The following is a 16,088-nucleotide window of genomic DNA, read 5'->3' on the forward strand; positions in this document are numbered from 1 at the left end:
GCACGCGGCACGCAGCTTCACGTCCCCAGTCCGCGCCGCGCCACCGTCGCCAGCACGTCCGCCAGCCGTACCAGTTCCCCCGGCGTCGTGTAGACGTTGGGCGTCACGCGGATGCCGCGGATCTCCGGCGTGCGCGCGTCGCCGCTCATGTCCTGCACGAAGATGCGGTGGCGCTCCCACAGGAATTTCTGCAGCGCGGCCGCCTCGACGTTCGGCAGCTCGAGCGTCGTGATGCCGCAGCTCGCGTCGGGCGCGTCGGTGGTGTAGAGGCGCGCGCCCGGCAGCGCGGCCACGCGCGCGCGGAACGCGCCGGCCAGGTAGCGCATGCGGGCCAGCTTGCGCGCGGTGCCCAGCCGCTCGTGCAGCTCCAGCGCGGGGAGCGCGGACGCGAGCACGTGCTCCGGATAGGTGCCACTCCATGAGTAGCGCTCTATCCCCTGCACGTGCGGCGGCGCCGGGACCAGCGGCCACACCTTCGCGACGTGCGCGGGCCGCATCCAGAGCACGCCCGCGCCCACCGGCGCCATCAGCCACTTGTGCAGGCTCGCGCCGTAGTAGTCGCACCCCAGCTCCGCCATCGTGTACGGCACGAGCGCCATCGACTGCGCGCCGTCCACCGCGAGCTCGGCCCCCACGCGGTGCGCGGCGTCGGCGATGCGGCGCACGGGCGCGAGCTGCCCGGTGAGGTTGCTGGGATGCGTCACCAGCACGAGGCGCGTGCGCGGCCCGATCTCGCGCTCGTACAGCGCCGCCAGCGCGTCGGCGTCGGGGAGCGGCACGGGCGGGCGCACCATGCGCAGCACGATCCCGTCGCGCGCGCGGCGCTGCTCCAGCGCGTCGAGCATGGCGTAGTAGTCGTGCGCCGAGCACACCACCTCGTCGCCGGGCTTCAGCGGGACGCCGAGGAGCACCGTGTCCATCGCCTCGGTCGCGTTGCGCACGACGGCGACCTCCGCGTCGGGGACGCCCAGCAGGCGCGCGAGCGCGGGCTTCACGGCGCGCTGCGAGACCTCCTGGTAGAGCGCGAACATCCGCTGCGCCGGGAACTGCTGCGTCTCGCGCACGTGGCGCAGGTGGCGCTCGATCACCGCGCGCGGCGCGGGGTTGATGTTGCCGTGGTCGAGGTTCACGACGCCGGCCGGCGCGTCGAACGCCCGGCGGATCCCCGCCCAGAACGCCTCGTCCTGGGCCAGCCGCTCGGGCGGCGCGTCGGCGACCGGCGGCACGGAGAGCCGCGCGACCTCCGCGGCCAGCAGGGAGGGCGCGGCGCCGACGCCGGCCAGGCCGGCACCGAGCTGCGTGAGGAAGTCGCGGCGTGGGACCACGGACACGGACGCCTCCGGGGGTGGATGACGCGGCGACGATGCGGCCCGCCGGCCCGCGGCGCAACCGGTCCCTCGGCGCGCATGAGCGGAATGCGTCATGCGCCGCGGCGCGCCGGCCGCCATCGTGCCCGCATGCGTCCCACACCGCTCCTGTCGCTGATCCTGTCGCTCGTCGACCCCGTCCTGCCGCCCGTGCCGCCGGGCGCGCGCCACGACGCCGCGTGCAGCGCCGCGCTCACCGAGAGCACCTTCGGGCTGCAGCGGACGACCGCCTTCGCGGTCTCCGACGTCCCCGCCACCCGCGCCTTCTACCGCGCGCGCGGCTGGCAGGTCCTCGGCGGCAGCACGGACGGGTACGTGCTGATCTCGCCCGACCGGCGCATGCGCGGCTCACTGGCCAGCCAGCTCGCGCAGTTCCGCCGCATCGCCGCCGACGTCGAGAAGCGCGGGCTGCAGGGCTACGACCACGTGAAGGCGTGCGTGGGGATCCCGGACGGGGCGGCGCTGATCCTCGCGGAGCCGGCGGGGTGAGACGCGGCTGCGTGCGGCGTGCGGCGTGCTGCGTGTGGGTGCCGTGCCCTCGGCATCCGACGTCGCAGCCAGCCTGCACGAACTACTCGGGGAGGATACGGATCAAACGGATGAGACGGATCATGCGGATCGCTCCTCTCGGTGCATGGAACGTCGCCGCCGCGCGGAGCGATCCGGAGCATCCGTCTCATCCGGAGCATCCGTCTCATCCGGAGCATCCGTAGTCCTTTGTTCGCCGAGCCGTGCCTGGCGCGCCGAACCCTGAACGGCGAACGGCATTGCAAGGATGAAGATCGGAGAAAGGCTGATAACGGCGGATGGCTCCGCGTGACGCGATGTTGGTCGCCACCACGCGAGGCCATCCGCTCTTATCAGATCTTGTCCGATCTCATCCTTGCTGCTGTTGCCGTCCGGGTCCGGTGCATCGATGCCGGCCACACAGCACGCAGCACGCAGCGGTCTCACTCCCTCACGCTTCCGATCGCCGCCGCCACCGCCGCCTGCCGCGGCGTCACGACGACGCTGTCCGCCGCGCGCAGCGCGTCGAGGCGACGGCGCAGCTCCGCGTCCTCCGCGCTCTCCTGCCCGGCCGCGTCGGTGGCCGCTTCACCGGGCGCGTCGGACTCGTCGCCGTAGATCCCCGAGTCGCCGTCGGGCGACGAGTTCGGGACGATCGCCTCGATCCGGTCGCGCAGCACGATCCAGCAGCCCGCGCCGCCGTCCTGCGCCCGCGCGACGAGGACGTCCCGGTGGCGGCGCAGCGTGTCGGCGCGCGCCATGATCGCGTTCGCCTCGATCGCCGCCTCCGCCGTAGCCGGGAGCCCCTGCGTCAGCGCGCGCTGCTGCAGCGCCTCCGCGCGCGCCAGCGCGTCGCGCTCCTCGGGCGTGGGCGCCGCGCGGCGCGCGGCCGCCTCGCCCATCACGCGCAGGTAGCGCACGACGTCCGCGTCGGTGAGCGGCGCGAGCCGCCGCACCTCGTCGAGCGTGCCGAGCCCCGCGCCGCGACACGTCTCCTCGGAGGAGGAGGAGGACGCGACGTCCGCCGCCTCGGCGACGTTCGTGCCGTCGTCGGCATCGCGGTCGGCGGGACCGGCGCACGCGACACCGAGGAGCGCAGCGGCGAGGAGGACGATCGGCGAGCGGTGGCGCACGGACGGAGGCATCGGCGGGAAGCGACGAACGGCGGACGACGGAGCGTACGCGCGTGGGGGCTCTCCTCGCATGAGCAGATCGGCTCATCCCGTCGGCTGCGCGCGGCGTGTCGCGCGGCCTGCCCCTTCGCGCCGGACCCGTTGGCCTGTTGGGGAGGCAGCGGATGCTTCGGATGACACGGATGCTCCGGATCGTCCCGCGTGGCGACGACGTCCCGTGCGCGACGAGGAGCGATCCGCTGCATCCGCTCGATCCGAAGCATCCGCATCCTCACCACGAGCAAGCGATCTGGTGGCGACGTGGTACGCCGAGGGCACGGAACGGGAACCGCAGCCCGCAGTCCGCAGCCGTCAATTTCCCGTCCCCCGTCTGGCGCACCGCCGCGCGGCGATGCTCCTTGGTGTGCCCGCGCGCATCCCCTCCGCGCGCCTCCCCATCCCCCGCACGCCTCCCGCATGACCACCCGACGCGACTTCCTCCGCCAGGGCGGGGCCGCCGTCGGCGCCGCCGCCCTCGCCGGCGGTGCGCTCGGCGGCATCCCGAGCCTGCTCTCGGCCGCGCCCGCACCGAGCGCCCGCGCGCTCGACGTCTTCCAGGATCCCGCCGCCACCAAGGCGCTCATGGCCGCCGCGCTGGAGGCGGCGCGCGCCGCCGGCGCCGGCTACGCCGACGTGCGCGTCAGCCGCCAGCGCCAGAACTTCGTCTTCACGCGCGAGCAGCAGATCCAGAACGTCGTCGACACCGACACGCTCGGCATCGGCGTGCGCGCGCTCGTCGACGGCACGTGGGGCTTCGCCGCCACGCGCGTGCTCACCAAGGACGGCGCCGCCGCCGCCGCGCGCGAGGCCGTCGCGATCGCGAAGGCGACGCGCGTCGCGCGCGACCGCGCCGTCGAGTGGCTGCCGTCGCCGGTGGTGAACGACGCGACGTGGAAGGGCGCCTACACGACCGATCCGTGGGACGTCCCGCTGGAGCAGAAGGCCGACCTGCTGCTGAAGGCCAACGCCAACGCGATGAAGGCGGCGAACGTGAAGTTCGTCAACAGCGGGCTGTTCTTCGTGAAGCACGACCGCGCCTACGCCAACACCGACGGCTCCATCATCCGCCAGGACTTCGTGCGCACCTGGCCGCTGCTGCAGATCACCGCCGTCTCCCCCGACCGCACCGACTTCCAGAACCGCGGCAACGTCGTCGCGCCCATGGCGCGCGGCTGGGAGTACGTGCTCTCGAGCGACCTGGTGGGGAACGCGCAGCGGTGGGGCGAGGAGGCGTCGGCGAAGCTCGGCGCCAAGCCGGTGGAGGTCGGCCGCTACGACCTCGTGCTCGACCCGGGCAACATGTGGCTCACCATCCACGAGAGCATCGGCCACCCGACGGAGCTCGACCGCGCGATGGGCTACGAGGCGAACTACGCCGGCACCAGCTTCATCGCCCCGCCGGAGAAGCAGCTCGGCCAGCTGAAGTACGGGCCCGCGTTCATGAACATCCAGGGCGACCGCTCGCAGGAGGGCGCGCTGGCGACCATCGGCTGGGACGACGACGGCGTGAAGCCCGACGACTTCCTGATCGTGAAGAACGGCGTCTTCAACGACTACCAGACGACGCGCGAGCAGGCGCCGTGGCTGCGCTGGTGGTACCAGAAGCAGGGCGCGCCGGTGCGCTCGCACGGCTGCTCGTACGCGCAGGGATGGGGCGACGTGCAGTTCCAGCGCATGTGCAACGTCTCGCTCATGCCCGGGGAGCGCGACCTGACGCAGAACGACCTGATCGCCGCGACGGATCGCGGCATCCTGATCGTCGGCGACGGCTCGTTCTCGATCGACCAGCAGCGCTACAACGCGCAGTTCGGCGGGCAGGTGTTCCACGAGATCCGCGGCGGCAAGATCGTCGGCCAGCTGAAGGACGTGGCCTACCAGATCCGCACGCCGGACTTCTGGAACTCGATGGACATGATCGGCGGGAAGCGCAGCTACCAGCTGGGCGGCAGCTTCTTCGACGGCAAGGGCCAGCCGGGCCAGGTGAACGCGGTGAGCCACGGCAGCCCGCCGGCGCGCTTCCGCAACGTCAACGTCATCAACACCGGGAGGAAGAGCTGATGGCTCCGCGATCCGACGCCCTCTCCCGGCGCCGCCTGCTGCTCGATCCCACCGCCGTCGCCGAGGCGTCACGCCGCGGCCTGCCGCTCCACGCGGCGGCCGAGGGCGCGCTGCTGACGCGCGAGGAGGCGCAGGCCATCGTCGAGAAGGCCGTGAAGCTGTCGAAGGCCGACGGCATCGACGTGCAGGTCAACACGGGCTACCGCGGCAACACGCGCTTCGCCGCCAACCAGATGTCGACCGCCGGCGCGACGACCGACGCGACGCTGGCGATCCAGTCGTCGTTCGGGCCGAAGCACGCGGTGGTGACGACGAACGACCTGTCGGACGAGTCGATCCGCCGCGCGGTGGACCAGAGCGAGCGGATGGCGCGCCTCGCGCCCGACGACCCGGAGGCGATGCCGCCGCTCGGTGCGCAGACGTACCGCCCCGCGACGCGCTACTTCGACGCGACGGCGCAGCTCACGGCCGCCGACCGCGCGCGCGCCGCGCTCACCGCGCTGGAGCTGGCGCGGAAGGCGGGCGACCTGGAGGCGGCCGGCTTCCTGGTGACGGGAATGGGGAGCGCCGCGCTCGGCAACAAGGCGGGGCTGTTCGCCTACGACCGGTCGACGAGCGCCAACTACACGCTGACGGTGCGCACGAAGGACGGCACGGGCTCGGGCTGGGCGGCGGGCGACCATCCGGACTGGGCGCAGCTGGACGCGCGCCGCGTGGCCGAGCGGGCGACCGAGAAGGCGCGCCTGTCGCGGAACCCGCAGGCGATCGAGCCGGGGCGCTACACGGTGATCCTGGAGCCGCAGGCGGTGGGCGACCTGGTGCAGCTGCTGGCGTTCGCGATCGACGCCCGCGCCGCCGACGAGGGGCGCAGCCCGTTCGTGAAGCCGGGCGGCGGCAACAAGATCGGCGAGAAGATCGTCGACGAGCGCGTGACGCTGTTCTCGGACCCGACGGACCCGCAGCTGCTCGCGCAGCCGTTCGATGGCAACGGGCTGCCCCTGACGCGGCAGACGTGGATCGAGAACGGGGTGCTGAAGCAGCTGTTCTACTCGCGCTTCTGGGCGCGGAAGCAGGGGAAGACGGCCACGGGCTTCCCGTCGTCGGTGAAGATGGCGGGCGGCGACCAGTCGGTGGAGCAGCTGATCGCCGGCACCCAGCGCGGCGTGCTGGTGACGCGGCTCTGGTACCTGCGCCCGGTCGATCCGCGCACGCTGCTCTACACGGGGCTGACGCGCGACGGGACGTTCCTGGTGGAGAACGGCAAGGTGACGCGGGCGCTGCGGAACTTCCGCTTCAACGAGTCGCCGCTGTTCATGCTGAACAACCTGGAGGCGCTGGGTCGGCCGGAGCGGCTGGCGGGCACGGAGGCCGGCGGCGACGTGGTGATGCCGTCGATGCGGGTGCGCGACTTCAACTTCACGTCGCTGTCGGAAGCGGTGTAGGGCGGCTGCGTGCTGCATGAACGGCCCCGGGACGCTTCGGCGTCCCGGGGCCGTTCGGCCTTTGGAGAGGATGCGGATGCTCCGGATGACTCGGATGCCGCGGATCGCTCCTCTCGGTGCATCGAGCGTCGCCGCCACGCGGACCCATCCGAACGATCCGTTCCGATCCGGAGCATCCGCATCCCTCCAACGGGAAGAAGGGCTCCGGCACCCCGAGTTTCCAGAAGGAATTCTGATTGCCAGTTGCAACCATGGTATTGCTCGCGAACGTGCGCGGGGTGACGTTACCGCCATGGGATCCCGGAGCTTCGGCCAGTACTGCGGCGTGTCGCGCGCCCTCGAGACCGTCGGCGAGCGATGGGCGCTGCTGGTCGTCCGCGACCTCCTCGTCGGCCCGCGCCGCTTCTCCGACCTGCGGCGCGGACTGCCCCGCATCCCGACCAACATCCTCTCCGCCCGCCTGCGCGAGCTGGAGGACGCGGGCGTCGTCGAGCGCACCCTGCTCCCCCGCCCCGAGACCGGAGTGGCATACGCGCTCACCCCGCTCGGTCGGCAGCTGGAGCCCGCCGTCCTCGCGCTGGGTCGGTGGGGCGCCACGCTCCTCGGCGACCCGCGCGCCGGGGAGGTCGTGACGGTCGACTCGCTCGTGATCGCCCTCCGCGCCGCGTTCCGGCCCGAACGGGCGGCCGGCGTCCACCTCGGCTTCGAACTCCGGTTCGGGGCGCTGACGCTCCACGCCCGCGTCGACGACGGCGCGCTCGCGGCCGGACCTGGGGCACTCGACGCGCCGGACCTGGTCATCGAGGCCGGCCCGTCGCTCCGCGCGCTCCTGGACGGCACGCTGCTGCCCGCCGCGGCACTGCGGCGCGGCGACGTCCGGCTCACGGGCGACCGCGCCCTGCTCGACCGGTTCGTCGCCCTGTTCCACACCGGCGCGGCCGCCTGACCGGGCGATCCGCTCTTGACGGGATCCGGCGGCGGTGATAGTTAAGCAACAACTTAACCATCACCCGAGGCACGCATGGCCACCGCCACCCCGCCCGCCGTTCCGCCCGCCGTCCCGAGCACCGCGACGCACGCGACCTTCGTCATCGAGCGCACCTACGACGCGGCCCCGGCGCGCGTGTGGGCCGCCTTCGCCGACCGCGAGGCGAAGCAGCAGTGGTTCTCCTGCATGGACCCGTCGGCCGAGTCGCACATGGAGCTCGACTTCCGGGTCGGTGGGCGCGAGGTGAACCGGATCGCCATGCCCGGCGGCCCCGTGCACCGGATGGAGGCGACCTACTGGGACGTCGTCCCCGAGCGCCGCTTCGTCTACAGCTACGCCATGCACGTGGGCGACGCGAAGCTCTCCGTCTCGCTCGTGACGGTGGAGCTGTCGCCCGCCGGTGCCGGCACGCGCCTCGTCTTCACCGAGCAGGCCGCCTTCCTCGACGGCCACCAGGAGCCGGCCGAGCGGGAGCGCGGCACCGAGATCGGGCTCGAGCGGCTGGGGGAGCTCCTGCGCGCCGAAAGCGCCTCCGCGTAGCGCCCGATGCAGCTCTCGCAGTCCCGGCCCGGCTCGCTCGACGCGCTCTTCCACGCGCTCGCCGACCCCACGCGGCGGGCGCTGGTGGAGCGGCTGACCCGCGGCCCCGCCTCGGTCAGCGCGCTCGCCGAGCCCATGGCGATGTCGCTGCCGGCAGTCCTGCAGCACTTGCAGGTCCTCGAGGCCAGTGGCCTCGTCTGCACCGAGAAGGTCGGCCGCGTCCGCACGTGCCGCCTGGAGCCGCAGGCGCTGCGCACGGCCGAGTCCTGGATCACCGAGCGGCGCACGCTCTGGGAGCGCCGCCTCGACCGGCTGGGTGAGTACCTCGCCCGGGCGTCCGACGACCCCGCCCCCGGACGCGGATGACGGACGGCCGCTTGCCCGGGCGCAGGCCCGCGTGCTGATTGGGCGCGTGATGCACACGGACACCCACCGCGCCATCGACGCCGTCTGGCGCATCGAGTCGGCGCGGCTGATCGCCGGGCTGGCGCGCATGACGCGCGACGTCGGCCTGGCCGAGGATCTGGCGCAGGACGCGCTGGTGGCGGCGCTGGAGCAGTGGCCCGCGTCGGGCGTCCCCGACAACCCCGGCGCGTGGCTGATGTCGGTGGCCAAGCGGCGCGCGATCGACGTCATGCGCCGCGGCCCGATGCTGGAGCGCAAGCACGCGGAGCTGGGCGTCGAGCTGGAGGCGCGGCAGGAGCAGGCCGTGCCCGACCTCGACGCCGCGCTCGACGACCACGTCGGCGACGACCTGCTGCGCCTCGTGCTGACGGCGTGTCACCCCGTGCTCTCGACCGAGGCGCGCGTCGCGCTCACGCTGCGGCTGCTCGGCGGGCTGACGACCGGGGAGATCGCGCGCGCCTTCCTCGTCCCCGAGCCGACCATCGCGCAGCGGATCGTGCGCGCCAAGCGCACGCTCGCCGACGCGAAGGTGCCGTTCGAGGTGCCGCGCGGCGCGGAGTTCGAGGCGCGGCTGTCGTCGGTGCTCCAGGTGATCTACCTGATCTTCAACGAGGGCTACTCGGCCACTGCGGGCGACGACTGGATGCGCCCCGCGCTCATCGAGGACGCGCTGCGGCTGGGGCGCATCCTCGCGGGCCTCGCGCCGCGCGAGCCCGAGGTGCACGGCCTCGTCGCGCTGATGGAGATCCAGGCGTCGCGCGCGCACGCGCGCGTCGACGCGACGGGCGCGCCGATCCTGCTGCTCGACCAGAACCGCGCGCGCTGGGACCGCGTGCTGATCGGCCGCGGGCTGGCGGCGCTGGCGCGCGCGGAGGCGCTGGGCGGCGCGGGCGGGCCGTACGCGCTGCAGGCCGCGATCGCCGCCTGCCACGCCCGCGCGCGCAGGGCGGAGGAGACCGACTGGCCGCGGATCGCGGCGCTGTACGCGGCGCTGGCGCAGCTCGCGCCGTCGCCGGTGGTGGAGCTGAACCGCGCCGTGGCGATCGCGATGGCGTTCGGGCCCGCGCAGGGGCTGGTGCTGGTGGACGCGCTGCGCGACGCGGGCACGCTCGACGGCTACCACCTGTTGCCGAGCGTGCGGGGGGACTTCCTGGTGAAGCTGGGACGATACGAGGAGGCGCGCGCGGAGCTGGAGCGCGCCGCCGCGCTGACACGCAACGCGCGCGAGCGCGAGCTGCTGCTGGAGCGCGCCGCGGCGTGCGCACGGCCCGTCGCGGCGGAGGCGACATGAGGGCGCGTGGCATGGCACGCACGCTCGCGCTGCTGCTGGCGCTCGCGGGTGCACGCGCGGGCGCGCAGGCGCCGGCCGACACCGCATCCGACACGACGACCGTCACGATCCACGCCGCGACGCTGCTGGACGGGCGCGGCGGCGTGCGGCGCGACGCGTGGGTGACCGTGCGCGGCGGGCGCATCGTCGCGGTGGAGGCGGGCGCCCCCCGGACGGGCGCGCGGCGCGGCACGCGCGCGACGTACGAGCTGGGGACGCTGACGCTCATGCCCGGGCTGATCGACGTGCACGTGCACCCGAGCTGGTACGTGACGTCGCGCGGCGCGCTGCACCGCCCCGACGACGGCGACGGGCCCGCGGAGGCCGCGCTGGCACGCGCCGGCAACCTGTACGCGACGCTGATGGCGGGCGTCACGACGGCGCAGAGCATCGGCGACGCCGACGACGCGGCGCTGCGCGACGCGGTGGCGCGCCGCGTGATCCCGGGGCCGCGGCTCCTCACGTCGCTGGCGCCGATGCTCGACACGACGCCGTCGCCCGACTCGCTGCGCGCGCTGGTGCGCACGCGGAAGGCGGAGGGCGCGGACGTGGTCAAGATCTTCGCGTCGGCGGGGCTGGGCGCGGGCGGCCGGCAGACGATGAGCGACGCGCAGCTCGCGGCGCTGTGCGGCGAGGCGCGGGCGCAGGGGATGCGCACGGTGGTGCACGCGATCAGCGCCGGCAGCGTGCGCGCGGCGGTGCTGGCCGGCTGCGGGCAGATCGAGCACGGCATGTACGCGACCGACGCCGAGCTGCGCCTGATGGCGGAGCGCGGCGTGTGGTTCTCGCCGCAGGTGTGCCTCGTGCTGCAGAACTACCTCGATCACCGCGACGTGTTCACGCGGTCGGGGTTCACGGCGCGGTCGTTCGAGACGCTGCAGCGGACGCTGGCGGAGACGCCGGCGCTGTTCGCGCGCGCGCTGAAGACGCCGGGGCTGAAGCTCGTGTGGGGCACGGACGCGGTGGCGCTGGCGCACGGCCACAACGTGGACGAGCTGGCGTGCCGTGTGGCGGCCGGCCAGCGTCCGATGGACGCGATCGTGTCGGCGACGTCGCTCGCGGCACGGTCGCTGGGCTTGGAGGCGCGCATCGGCGCGGTGGCGCCGGGGATGGACGCGGACCTGATCGCGGTCGAGGGCGATCCGTCGCGCGACATCGGCGCGCTGCGGCGCGTGGCGTTCGTGATGCGCGCGGGCGTCGTGTATCGCCACGGCGGCGTGCCGGCGCGGCGCTGACGGGTCGTCTCGGCGAATCCGAACGGCAACGGCAGCAAGGATGAGATCGGACAAGATCTGATTAGGACGGATGGCTCCGCGTCGGGCGACGTTCCTCGCACCCACGCGGAGCCATCCGTCGTTATCGGACTTTATCCGATCTTCATCCTTGCAAATGCCGTTCGCCGTTCGCCACGCCATCAGCCGCGCATCTGCGGGCTGCGCGCCTGCGCAGTGCGCGCCTGCGCGGTGCGCGTCACGCCCGACGGCAGCGCGACGCCGTCGCGGTTCTCCACCTCGTAGTACTCGTTCAGGCTCACCGCCGACGTCAGCGGCTCCAGCAGCCCGCGCAGCGCGTCGATCGACGCGGCCTCCCAGATGCACGCGGCGTGCGTCCCGTCGCGCGTCGGGAACGTCTGCAGCAGCTTGAGGTGCGGCGGCAGCAGCGCCGGGTCCGTGGAGCTCCAGAACGCGACGGGATCCGCGATGGTGTGCTGGACCAGGATGTACATGCGACCCTCCGGCCGTGGGCCATGTAGGGAGACACGCGTGCGAACGCCTGCGAACGGCCGACGCTCGGACGTCACGGCGACGTTGTCAACCTGAGCGGGCGCGCGCGGCGGACCGCACATCGCCGCTCGAACGCGATTTTGACGGCGGTCACGACTGTCCGTTCCGCGCGCGCGGGCGCAGGTTGCGTGGCCCCACTCCCACTCCCGCCGCCCCGTCCGTGCGCCTCGCCCGACTGCTCGCGCTCACGCCGCTGCTCGCCACGCCCGTGGCCACGCCCACGTCCGCGCGCGCGCAGGCCGCGCTCGACACCGCCGCCATCGAGCGCGTGCTGCGGCAGGAGATGCGCGCCACCCGCAGCCCCGGTGTCGCCATCGCCGTCGTGCGCCGCGGACGCGTCGTCTACCAGAAGGGCTTCGGCGTCGCGAGCGTCGAGACGGGCGAGCCGGTGACCGCGACGACGCTCTTCCGCATCGGCTCGACGACCAAGATGGTCACCGGGCTCACCGCCGCGCTGCTCGCGCACGAGGGGAAGCTGCGCCTCGATGCGCCGCTCGCCTCCTACGCGCGCGGCCTCTCGTCGTCGCTCGGCCGCCTCACGCTCGACCAGCTGCTGACGCACCGCGCCGGGATGATCAACGAGGCCTCGGGCGCGGGTCCGCACGACGACGCCGCCCTCGCGACCCGCGTGCGCGGCTGGGGACGCGAGCACGTCTTCGGCCCCGCGAACGACGTCTACTCGTACTCGGGGCCCGGCTACTGGCTCGCCGGCTACGCGATCGAGCAGGCGGGCGGCGCCTTCTATGCCGACATCGTGCGCGCGAAGGTCCTCGCGCCGCTCGGCATGACGCGCTCGACGTTCCGCCCGCTGGAGGCGATGACGTGGCCGCTGGCGCAGGACCACCGCGTGCGCGACACGACCGCCACCGTGCTGCGCCCGTTCACCGACGACGTCACGACGTGGGCGTCGGGCTCGCTCTTCTCGAGCGCGTCGGAGCTGGCGCGGCTGACGATCGCGATCATGAACGGCGGCCGCGTCGACGGCGCGCAGGCGCTGCCCGACGCCGCCGTCGCGCTCATGACGCAGCCACGCGCGCCCATCCCCGGCGGCGAGGGATGCCGCTACGCGTACGGGCTGTCGGCCTGCGTGCGCGGCGGCGTGCGCACGCTTTCGCACTACGGCTTCCGCGTCGGCTCGGGCTCCGTGGTGACGATGGCGCCCGACTCGCAGGCCGCGGTGATCGTCCTCGCCAACCGGAACGGCGGCATCCTCGCGGGCACCGCGGCGGCGGTGATGGCGCAGCTGGTGGGCGAGGCCGGCGCGGACGTGCGCGCGCGCCCCGACAGCGCGGCCCCGCGCGCGGTCGGGAGCGCGGAGCGCTTCGTCGGCGCGTACGCCAACGGCCCCGACACGCTGCACGTCCTCGCGCGCAGCGGCGGGCTCGCCTACCGCTACGGCGCCGACGAGTCGCCCGCACGGCTGGACGGCGCGGACGCCATCGTCGTGCTGGACGCGAAGGGCGCCGTCGTGCAGCGCTTCATGCTGGTGGCCGGCACGGCGACGCGGCAGCCGTACCTGCACGACGGGCTGAACGCGTTCGCGCGCGTGGGGCGGCCCGTGGCGCCCCGCGCGGCGCCCGAGCCGCCGGCACGCCCCGCGACGCCCTGACGCACGCGCGACGACCGAGCGTCGGCGGAGTCGCGGCACCAGCACCGGCCCGCCGGCATCGTCGCGGCGGACCGGAACTGCATTGGACAGGATTACAACGGATTCGACGGACAAGAGCGGATTACGCTCCACGTGGCGCGTGGGACGTCGCCACCACGCGGAGCGTAATCCGCTCTTGTCCGTTCAATCCGTCCAATCCTGTCGAAGCCGTTCGCACTTCAGGGTCCGGCACGCCGGACGCCTGTGCCTATTGGGGAGGACGCGGATGCTCCGGATGAGACGGATCGTGCCGATCGCTCCTCGCGGCTACTCCTGGATGACGCGGAAGCGCAGCACGCCCGCGCTGTCCAGCAGCACGACGGTGCGCCGCTCGCCGCTCGGCACCTGCACGGGACCGGACGTCGCGACCTTCGGGCTGCCGCTGCTGCCCGCCGGCGCCACGAACACCTCCCATGTGCCCGGCTCGCTCTGCAGGTAGGGCGACGTCTCGCGGTACGCGAACGGCGTCATGATGCGGATGGGCGTCTGGAAGTCGGGCTGCGTGCGGAAGATCTCGACCGCCGACGCGCCCGTCGCCGCGAGGTGCGACACGCGCAGCTTGCTCTTACCCGCCGGCACGATGCTGCCCGTGTCGGCGAGCACCTGCGCCGCCAGCGCGCCGCCCGTGCCCGCGACCGCCGCCGCGGTGAGCGCCCTGCCGCTGGCGACGTCCAGCGACACCTCGGCCGTCGCGCCGCCCGCCGCCCGCAGCTGCACGCGCCGAGTCCCCGACGCCACGCCCAGCGCGCTCGACACGCTGGCCATCGGCAGCCCGCTCAGCACCGGCACGCCGTCCACCAGCACGTCGATCGGCCCCTGCGTCGCGTTGACGACGCGGACGCCCGCGTCGGGCACGGGGATCGGGTCGAGCATGTCGTTGCAGGCGGCGGCGATGAGCGCACCGGCGAGGAGCGCGGGCACGGCGGGACGCGGCGGACGGAGCGACGGCATGGGTGCGGCGGCAGCGGGTGGCGCGGTGCGGCGTGCGGGACGGCGCCGCGACCGCGGCGCGCCAGTCGGTACCCGCCCGCCGGCGCTTGTGATCCCCGCCCCGGGTCGTACCCTATGCGGGACCCTTTCCGAATGAGCGCGCGTGGGCATCCGACGCAGGGACCAGGAGGACCACATCCTCCGCCTCATCCAGCAGGCGGGCGAGGTGCTGCGCCGGCTGCGCGAGCGGCTGACGCACGCGGCGGAATCGCCCGAGGCGGTGCGGCAGGAGGCCGCGTCGGCGACGGACGCGCTGCTCGGCGGCGAGGCGCCGCTGCTTCGCCGGCTGGACGCCCGGTCGGCGGCGCGGCTGGTGGGCCACGCCGGCCAGCTGCGCGCGTGGGCCGAGCTGCTGGACGTGCAGGCCGACGCGGCGCGCGCGGCGCTGGACGTGGAGGCGGCGGGCGCGCTCGGCGCGCGGGCGAAGGCGCTGCGCGAGGCGGTCGCGGAGCTGTGGCCGGATGAGACCGCACCGGGATAGGCCGGAGTCGCCGTGCGCGTTCTGCGGGATCGCGCGCGGCCGCGTGCCGGCGAGCGTCGTGGCGGCCGAGCCGCTCGCCCTCGCCTTCCTCGACCTGCGGCAGTACCACCCGGGGCACGTGCTGGTGATCCCCCGGCAGCACCTCCCGGACGTGCGCGCGCTCGACGACGCGACGGCCGCCGCCGTGATGCTCCTGGTGGCGCGGGTGGCGCGCGCCGTCGACGCGGCCTTCCCGAACGACGGTCTGAGCGTGTGGCACTCGGCCGGGCCGGGCGCGCACCAGGAGGTGCCGCACCTGCACGTCCACGTGCATCCGCGGCGGCTCGGCGACGGGCTGCTGCGGATCTATCCGGCCGCGCCGGCGCACCCGGAGCGCGCGACGCTCGAAGCGTGGGCGACACGGCTCCGTGATCTCCTGGGCGCGTCCGGGACACCGGCGATCTGACGTGGCGTTGTGGCGCCATCGTCCGTGCGGCATCGTTGCGTCCTCCCGCAGCCGTTCTCGCACGTCGGCCGGACATACCTCTCGCTCGTCGCATGCGCCGACCGGTCCCGCCGACCCTCCTTCTCGCGACTGCCGCCGCCTGCCGCAGCGCCGGCGGCCGACCCGCGCCGCCCGCCCCGCGGGCGACGCTCGAGGCGCGCGAGGCCCGCGTCGCGGCGCTGGTCGACGCCGGGATGGAGCGCGACCGATGAAGCGGTGGCTGTTCAACCTCGGGGCCGCGCTCTCGCTGCTGCTGGCCATCGCGGCCGCCGCGGCGTGGGCGCTGAGCCACGCGCGGCCGCCCGGCTGGCGTCTGATCGCGACCGCGCACTCCGCGGACCTGACGCGGGTGGGCCGCACACCACACGCGGCGCTCTTCACGACCACGCCCGGCTGGTCTAAGGTTCCGAACCACGGGTTCTGGGACGCGTGGTGGGCGCTGAGCCAGTCCGGGCGGCTGACCCTCCTCGCGCAGGTCATCGACTACGACGGCACGTTGCGCCGCGTGCACGCGTCGCCGCCGTCGCTGACCGTCGAGCTGCCCGGCCCGGCGCGCGCGCAGGCCGTGGTGTTCGCTCGCATGCCTGAATCCGGGCCCTGGTCGCGTCGGCTGGGGTTTGCCCTGCACTCCGACGCGCAGCTGGCCGACGACGGCGACGGGATCGGCGCGCCCGTCAGCGCGCGCGCGTGGATGGTGACGCTGCCCTACTGGTTCCTCGTCCTGCTCGGCGTGCCGCTGCCGCTGCTGTGGCGGCGAGCCATCGGGCGCGCGCGCGCTCGCGATGCTGTCGGCCCGCCGGGCGTGGCGCCGCCGCCGCGTCGGTGAGACGTCGGCGGCGCCGGTGCGCGTCGACCCGGGCGGGCGGACAGGTAGCGGCCTCGCCGGCGCCCG

Annotated in this window: 17 protein-coding genes; 13 read left to right on the plus strand and 4 right to left on the minus strand. The window is 74.3% G+C overall.

Annotated elements, in window-relative coordinates:
- Positions 1-17 precede the first annotated feature (17 nt).
- Entirely contained in the window at positions 18-1,331 is a 1,314-nt protein-coding gene (locus rosag_RS11785) for an aminotransferase class V-fold PLP-dependent enzyme (protein WP_284350333.1), read from the minus strand.
- Between the two features lie 126 nt (positions 1,332-1,457).
- Between rosag_RS11785 and rosag_RS11790 the strand changes: the two genes are divergently transcribed.
- Positions 1,458-1,856 (plus strand): hypothetical protein, encoded by a 399-nt coding sequence (locus rosag_RS11790; protein WP_284350334.1) that lies wholly within the window; start codon positions 1,458-1,460, stop codon positions 1,854-1,856.
- A gap of 461 nt (positions 1,857-2,317) precedes the next feature.
- Here rosag_RS11790 and rosag_RS11795 read toward each other — a convergent pair whose 3' ends face one another.
- Positions 2,318-3,019, minus strand: coding sequence for a hypothetical protein (locus tag rosag_RS11795; protein ID WP_284350335.1), 702 nt, complete (start codon positions 3,017-3,019; stop codon positions 2,318-2,320).
- Positions 3,020-3,463: 444 nt separating this feature from the next.
- On the opposite strand from rosag_RS11795, the gene rosag_RS11800 reads away from it, so the two are divergent.
- From rosag_RS11800 to rosag_RS11830, 7 genes are all read left to right on the plus strand, one after another.
- Positions 3,464-5,104, plus strand: coding sequence for a TldD/PmbA family protein (locus tag rosag_RS11800; RefSeq protein ID WP_284350336.1), 1,641 nt, complete (start codon positions 3,464-3,466; stop codon positions 5,102-5,104).
- Entirely contained in the window at positions 5,104-6,546 is a 1,443-nt protein-coding gene (locus rosag_RS11805) for a TldD/PmbA family protein (RefSeq protein ID WP_284350337.1), read from the plus strand. The genes rosag_RS11800 and rosag_RS11805 overlap by 1 nt, the downstream gene beginning before the upstream one ends.
- Before the next feature lie 292 nt (positions 6,547-6,838).
- The gene (locus rosag_RS11810; protein ID WP_284350338.1) at positions 6,839-7,492 is read left to right on the plus strand and encodes a winged helix-turn-helix transcriptional regulator; all 654 of its coding nucleotides are present in this window, start codon (positions 6,839-6,841) and stop codon (positions 7,490-7,492) included.
- Positions 7,493-7,567: 75 nt separating this feature from the next.
- On the plus strand, positions 7,568-8,074 hold the full coding sequence (locus rosag_RS11815; RefSeq protein WP_284350339.1) for an SRPBCC family protein: 507 nt from the start codon (positions 7,568-7,570) through the stop codon (positions 8,072-8,074).
- A gap of 6 nt (positions 8,075-8,080) precedes the next feature.
- Complete coding sequence (locus tag rosag_RS11820) at positions 8,081-8,440, plus strand: ArsR/SmtB family transcription factor (RefSeq protein WP_284350340.1); 360 nt, start codon at positions 8,081-8,083, stop codon at positions 8,438-8,440.
- 49 nt (positions 8,441-8,489) lie between these two features.
- Positions 8,490-9,770 (plus strand): RNA polymerase sigma factor, encoded by a 1,281-nt coding sequence (locus rosag_RS11825; protein ID WP_284350341.1) that lies wholly within the window; start codon positions 8,490-8,492, stop codon positions 9,768-9,770.
- A gap of 11 nt (positions 9,771-9,781) precedes the next feature.
- Positions 9,782-11,044 (plus strand): amidohydrolase family protein, encoded by a 1,263-nt coding sequence (locus rosag_RS11830; RefSeq protein WP_284350342.1) that lies wholly within the window; start codon positions 9,782-9,784, stop codon positions 11,042-11,044.
- A 179-nt stretch (positions 11,045-11,223) separates the two neighbouring features.
- Here rosag_RS11830 and rosag_RS11835 read toward each other — a convergent pair whose 3' ends face one another.
- Positions 11,224-11,535 carry a hypothetical protein gene (locus tag rosag_RS11835; RefSeq protein WP_284350343.1) on the minus strand — a complete coding sequence of 104 codons (312 nt, stop codon included), beginning with the start codon at positions 11,533-11,535 and terminating at the stop codon, positions 11,224-11,226.
- Between the two features lie 218 nt (positions 11,536-11,753).
- On the opposite strand from rosag_RS11835, the gene rosag_RS11840 reads away from it, so the two are divergent.
- The gene (locus tag rosag_RS11840; RefSeq protein WP_284350344.1) at positions 11,754-13,202 is read left to right on the plus strand and encodes a serine hydrolase domain-containing protein; all 1,449 of its coding nucleotides are present in this window, start codon (positions 11,754-11,756) and stop codon (positions 13,200-13,202) included.
- A gap of 306 nt (positions 13,203-13,508) precedes the next feature.
- On the opposite strand, the gene rosag_RS11845 is transcribed toward rosag_RS11840, so the two are convergent.
- Positions 13,509-14,192, minus strand: a complete 684-nt coding sequence (locus tag rosag_RS11845) for a DUF4397 domain-containing protein (RefSeq protein ID WP_284350345.1) — start codon at positions 14,190-14,192, stop codon at positions 13,509-13,511.
- A 142-nt stretch (positions 14,193-14,334) separates the two neighbouring features.
- On the opposite strand from rosag_RS11845, the gene rosag_RS11850 reads away from it, so the two are divergent.
- From rosag_RS11850 to rosag_RS11865, 4 genes are all read left to right on the plus strand, one after another.
- The gene (locus rosag_RS11850; protein ID WP_284350346.1) at positions 14,335-14,712 is read left to right on the plus strand and encodes a hypothetical protein; all 378 of its coding nucleotides are present in this window, start codon (positions 14,335-14,337) and stop codon (positions 14,710-14,712) included.
- Positions 14,693-15,157: an HIT family protein gene (locus tag rosag_RS11855; RefSeq protein WP_284350347.1), complete on the plus strand. Its 465-nt coding sequence runs from the start codon at positions 14,693-14,695 to the stop codon at positions 15,155-15,157. Before rosag_RS11850 ends, rosag_RS11855 begins: the two co-directional genes overlap by 20 nt.
- A 92-nt stretch (positions 15,158-15,249) precedes the next feature.
- Positions 15,250-15,408: a hypothetical protein gene (locus tag rosag_RS11860; protein ID WP_284350348.1), complete on the plus strand. Its 159-nt coding sequence runs from the start codon at positions 15,250-15,252 to the stop codon at positions 15,406-15,408.
- Positions 15,405-16,022, plus strand: a complete 618-nt coding sequence (locus rosag_RS11865) for a hypothetical protein (protein ID WP_284350349.1) — start codon at positions 15,405-15,407, stop codon at positions 16,020-16,022. The genes rosag_RS11860 and rosag_RS11865 overlap by 4 nt, the downstream gene beginning before the upstream one ends.
- The last annotated feature ends 66 nt before the right edge of the window (positions 16,023-16,088 follow it).

The sequence above is a fragment of the Roseisolibacter agri genome, from assembly GCF_030159095.1.
In the GTDB taxonomy this organism is placed as follows: Bacteria; Gemmatimonadota; Gemmatimonadetes; order Gemmatimonadales; family Gemmatimonadaceae; genus Roseisolibacter; species Roseisolibacter agri.

Excerpts from the sequence above, each read along its gene's own strand:
- rosag_RS11790 (WP_284350334.1), top strand. The coding sequence starts at position 1,458 with ATGCGTCCCACACCGCTCCTGTCGCTGATCCTGTCGCTCGTCGACCCC.
- rosag_RS11795 (WP_284350335.1), bottom strand. The coding sequence starts at position 3,019 with ATGCCTCCGTCCGTGCGCCACCGCTCGCCGATCGTCCTCCTCGCCGCT.
- rosag_RS11800 (WP_284350336.1), top strand. The coding sequence starts at position 3,464 with ATGACCACCCGACGCGACTTCCTCCGCCAGGGCGGGGCCGCCGTCGGC.
- rosag_RS11805 (WP_284350337.1), top strand. The coding sequence starts at position 5,104 with ATGGCTCCGCGATCCGACGCCCTCTCCCGGCGCCGCCTGCTGCTCGAT.
- rosag_RS11810 (WP_284350338.1), top strand. The coding sequence starts at position 6,839 with ATGGGATCCCGGAGCTTCGGCCAGTACTGCGGCGTGTCGCGCGCCCTC.
- rosag_RS11815 (WP_284350339.1), top strand. The coding sequence starts at position 7,568 with ATGGCCACCGCCACCCCGCCCGCCGTTCCGCCCGCCGTCCCGAGCACC.
- rosag_RS11820 (WP_284350340.1), top strand. The coding sequence starts at position 8,081 with ATGCAGCTCTCGCAGTCCCGGCCCGGCTCGCTCGACGCGCTCTTCCAC.
- rosag_RS11825 (WP_284350341.1), top strand. The coding sequence starts at position 8,490 with ATGCACACGGACACCCACCGCGCCATCGACGCCGTCTGGCGCATCGAG.
- rosag_RS11830 (WP_284350342.1), top strand. The coding sequence starts at position 9,782 with ATGGCACGCACGCTCGCGCTGCTGCTGGCGCTCGCGGGTGCACGCGCG.
- rosag_RS11835 (WP_284350343.1), bottom strand. The coding sequence starts at position 11,535 with ATGTACATCCTGGTCCAGCACACCATCGCGGATCCCGTCGCGTTCTGG.
- rosag_RS11845 (WP_284350345.1), bottom strand. The coding sequence starts at position 14,192 with ATGCCGTCGCTCCGTCCGCCGCGTCCCGCCGTGCCCGCGCTCCTCGCC.
- rosag_RS11855 (WP_284350347.1), top strand. The coding sequence starts at position 14,693 with ATGAGACCGCACCGGGATAGGCCGGAGTCGCCGTGCGCGTTCTGCGGG.
- rosag_RS11860 (WP_284350348.1), top strand. The coding sequence starts at position 15,250 with ATGCGCCGACCGGTCCCGCCGACCCTCCTTCTCGCGACTGCCGCCGCC.
- rosag_RS11865 (WP_284350349.1), top strand. The coding sequence starts at position 15,405 with ATGAAGCGGTGGCTGTTCAACCTCGGGGCCGCGCTCTCGCTGCTGCTG.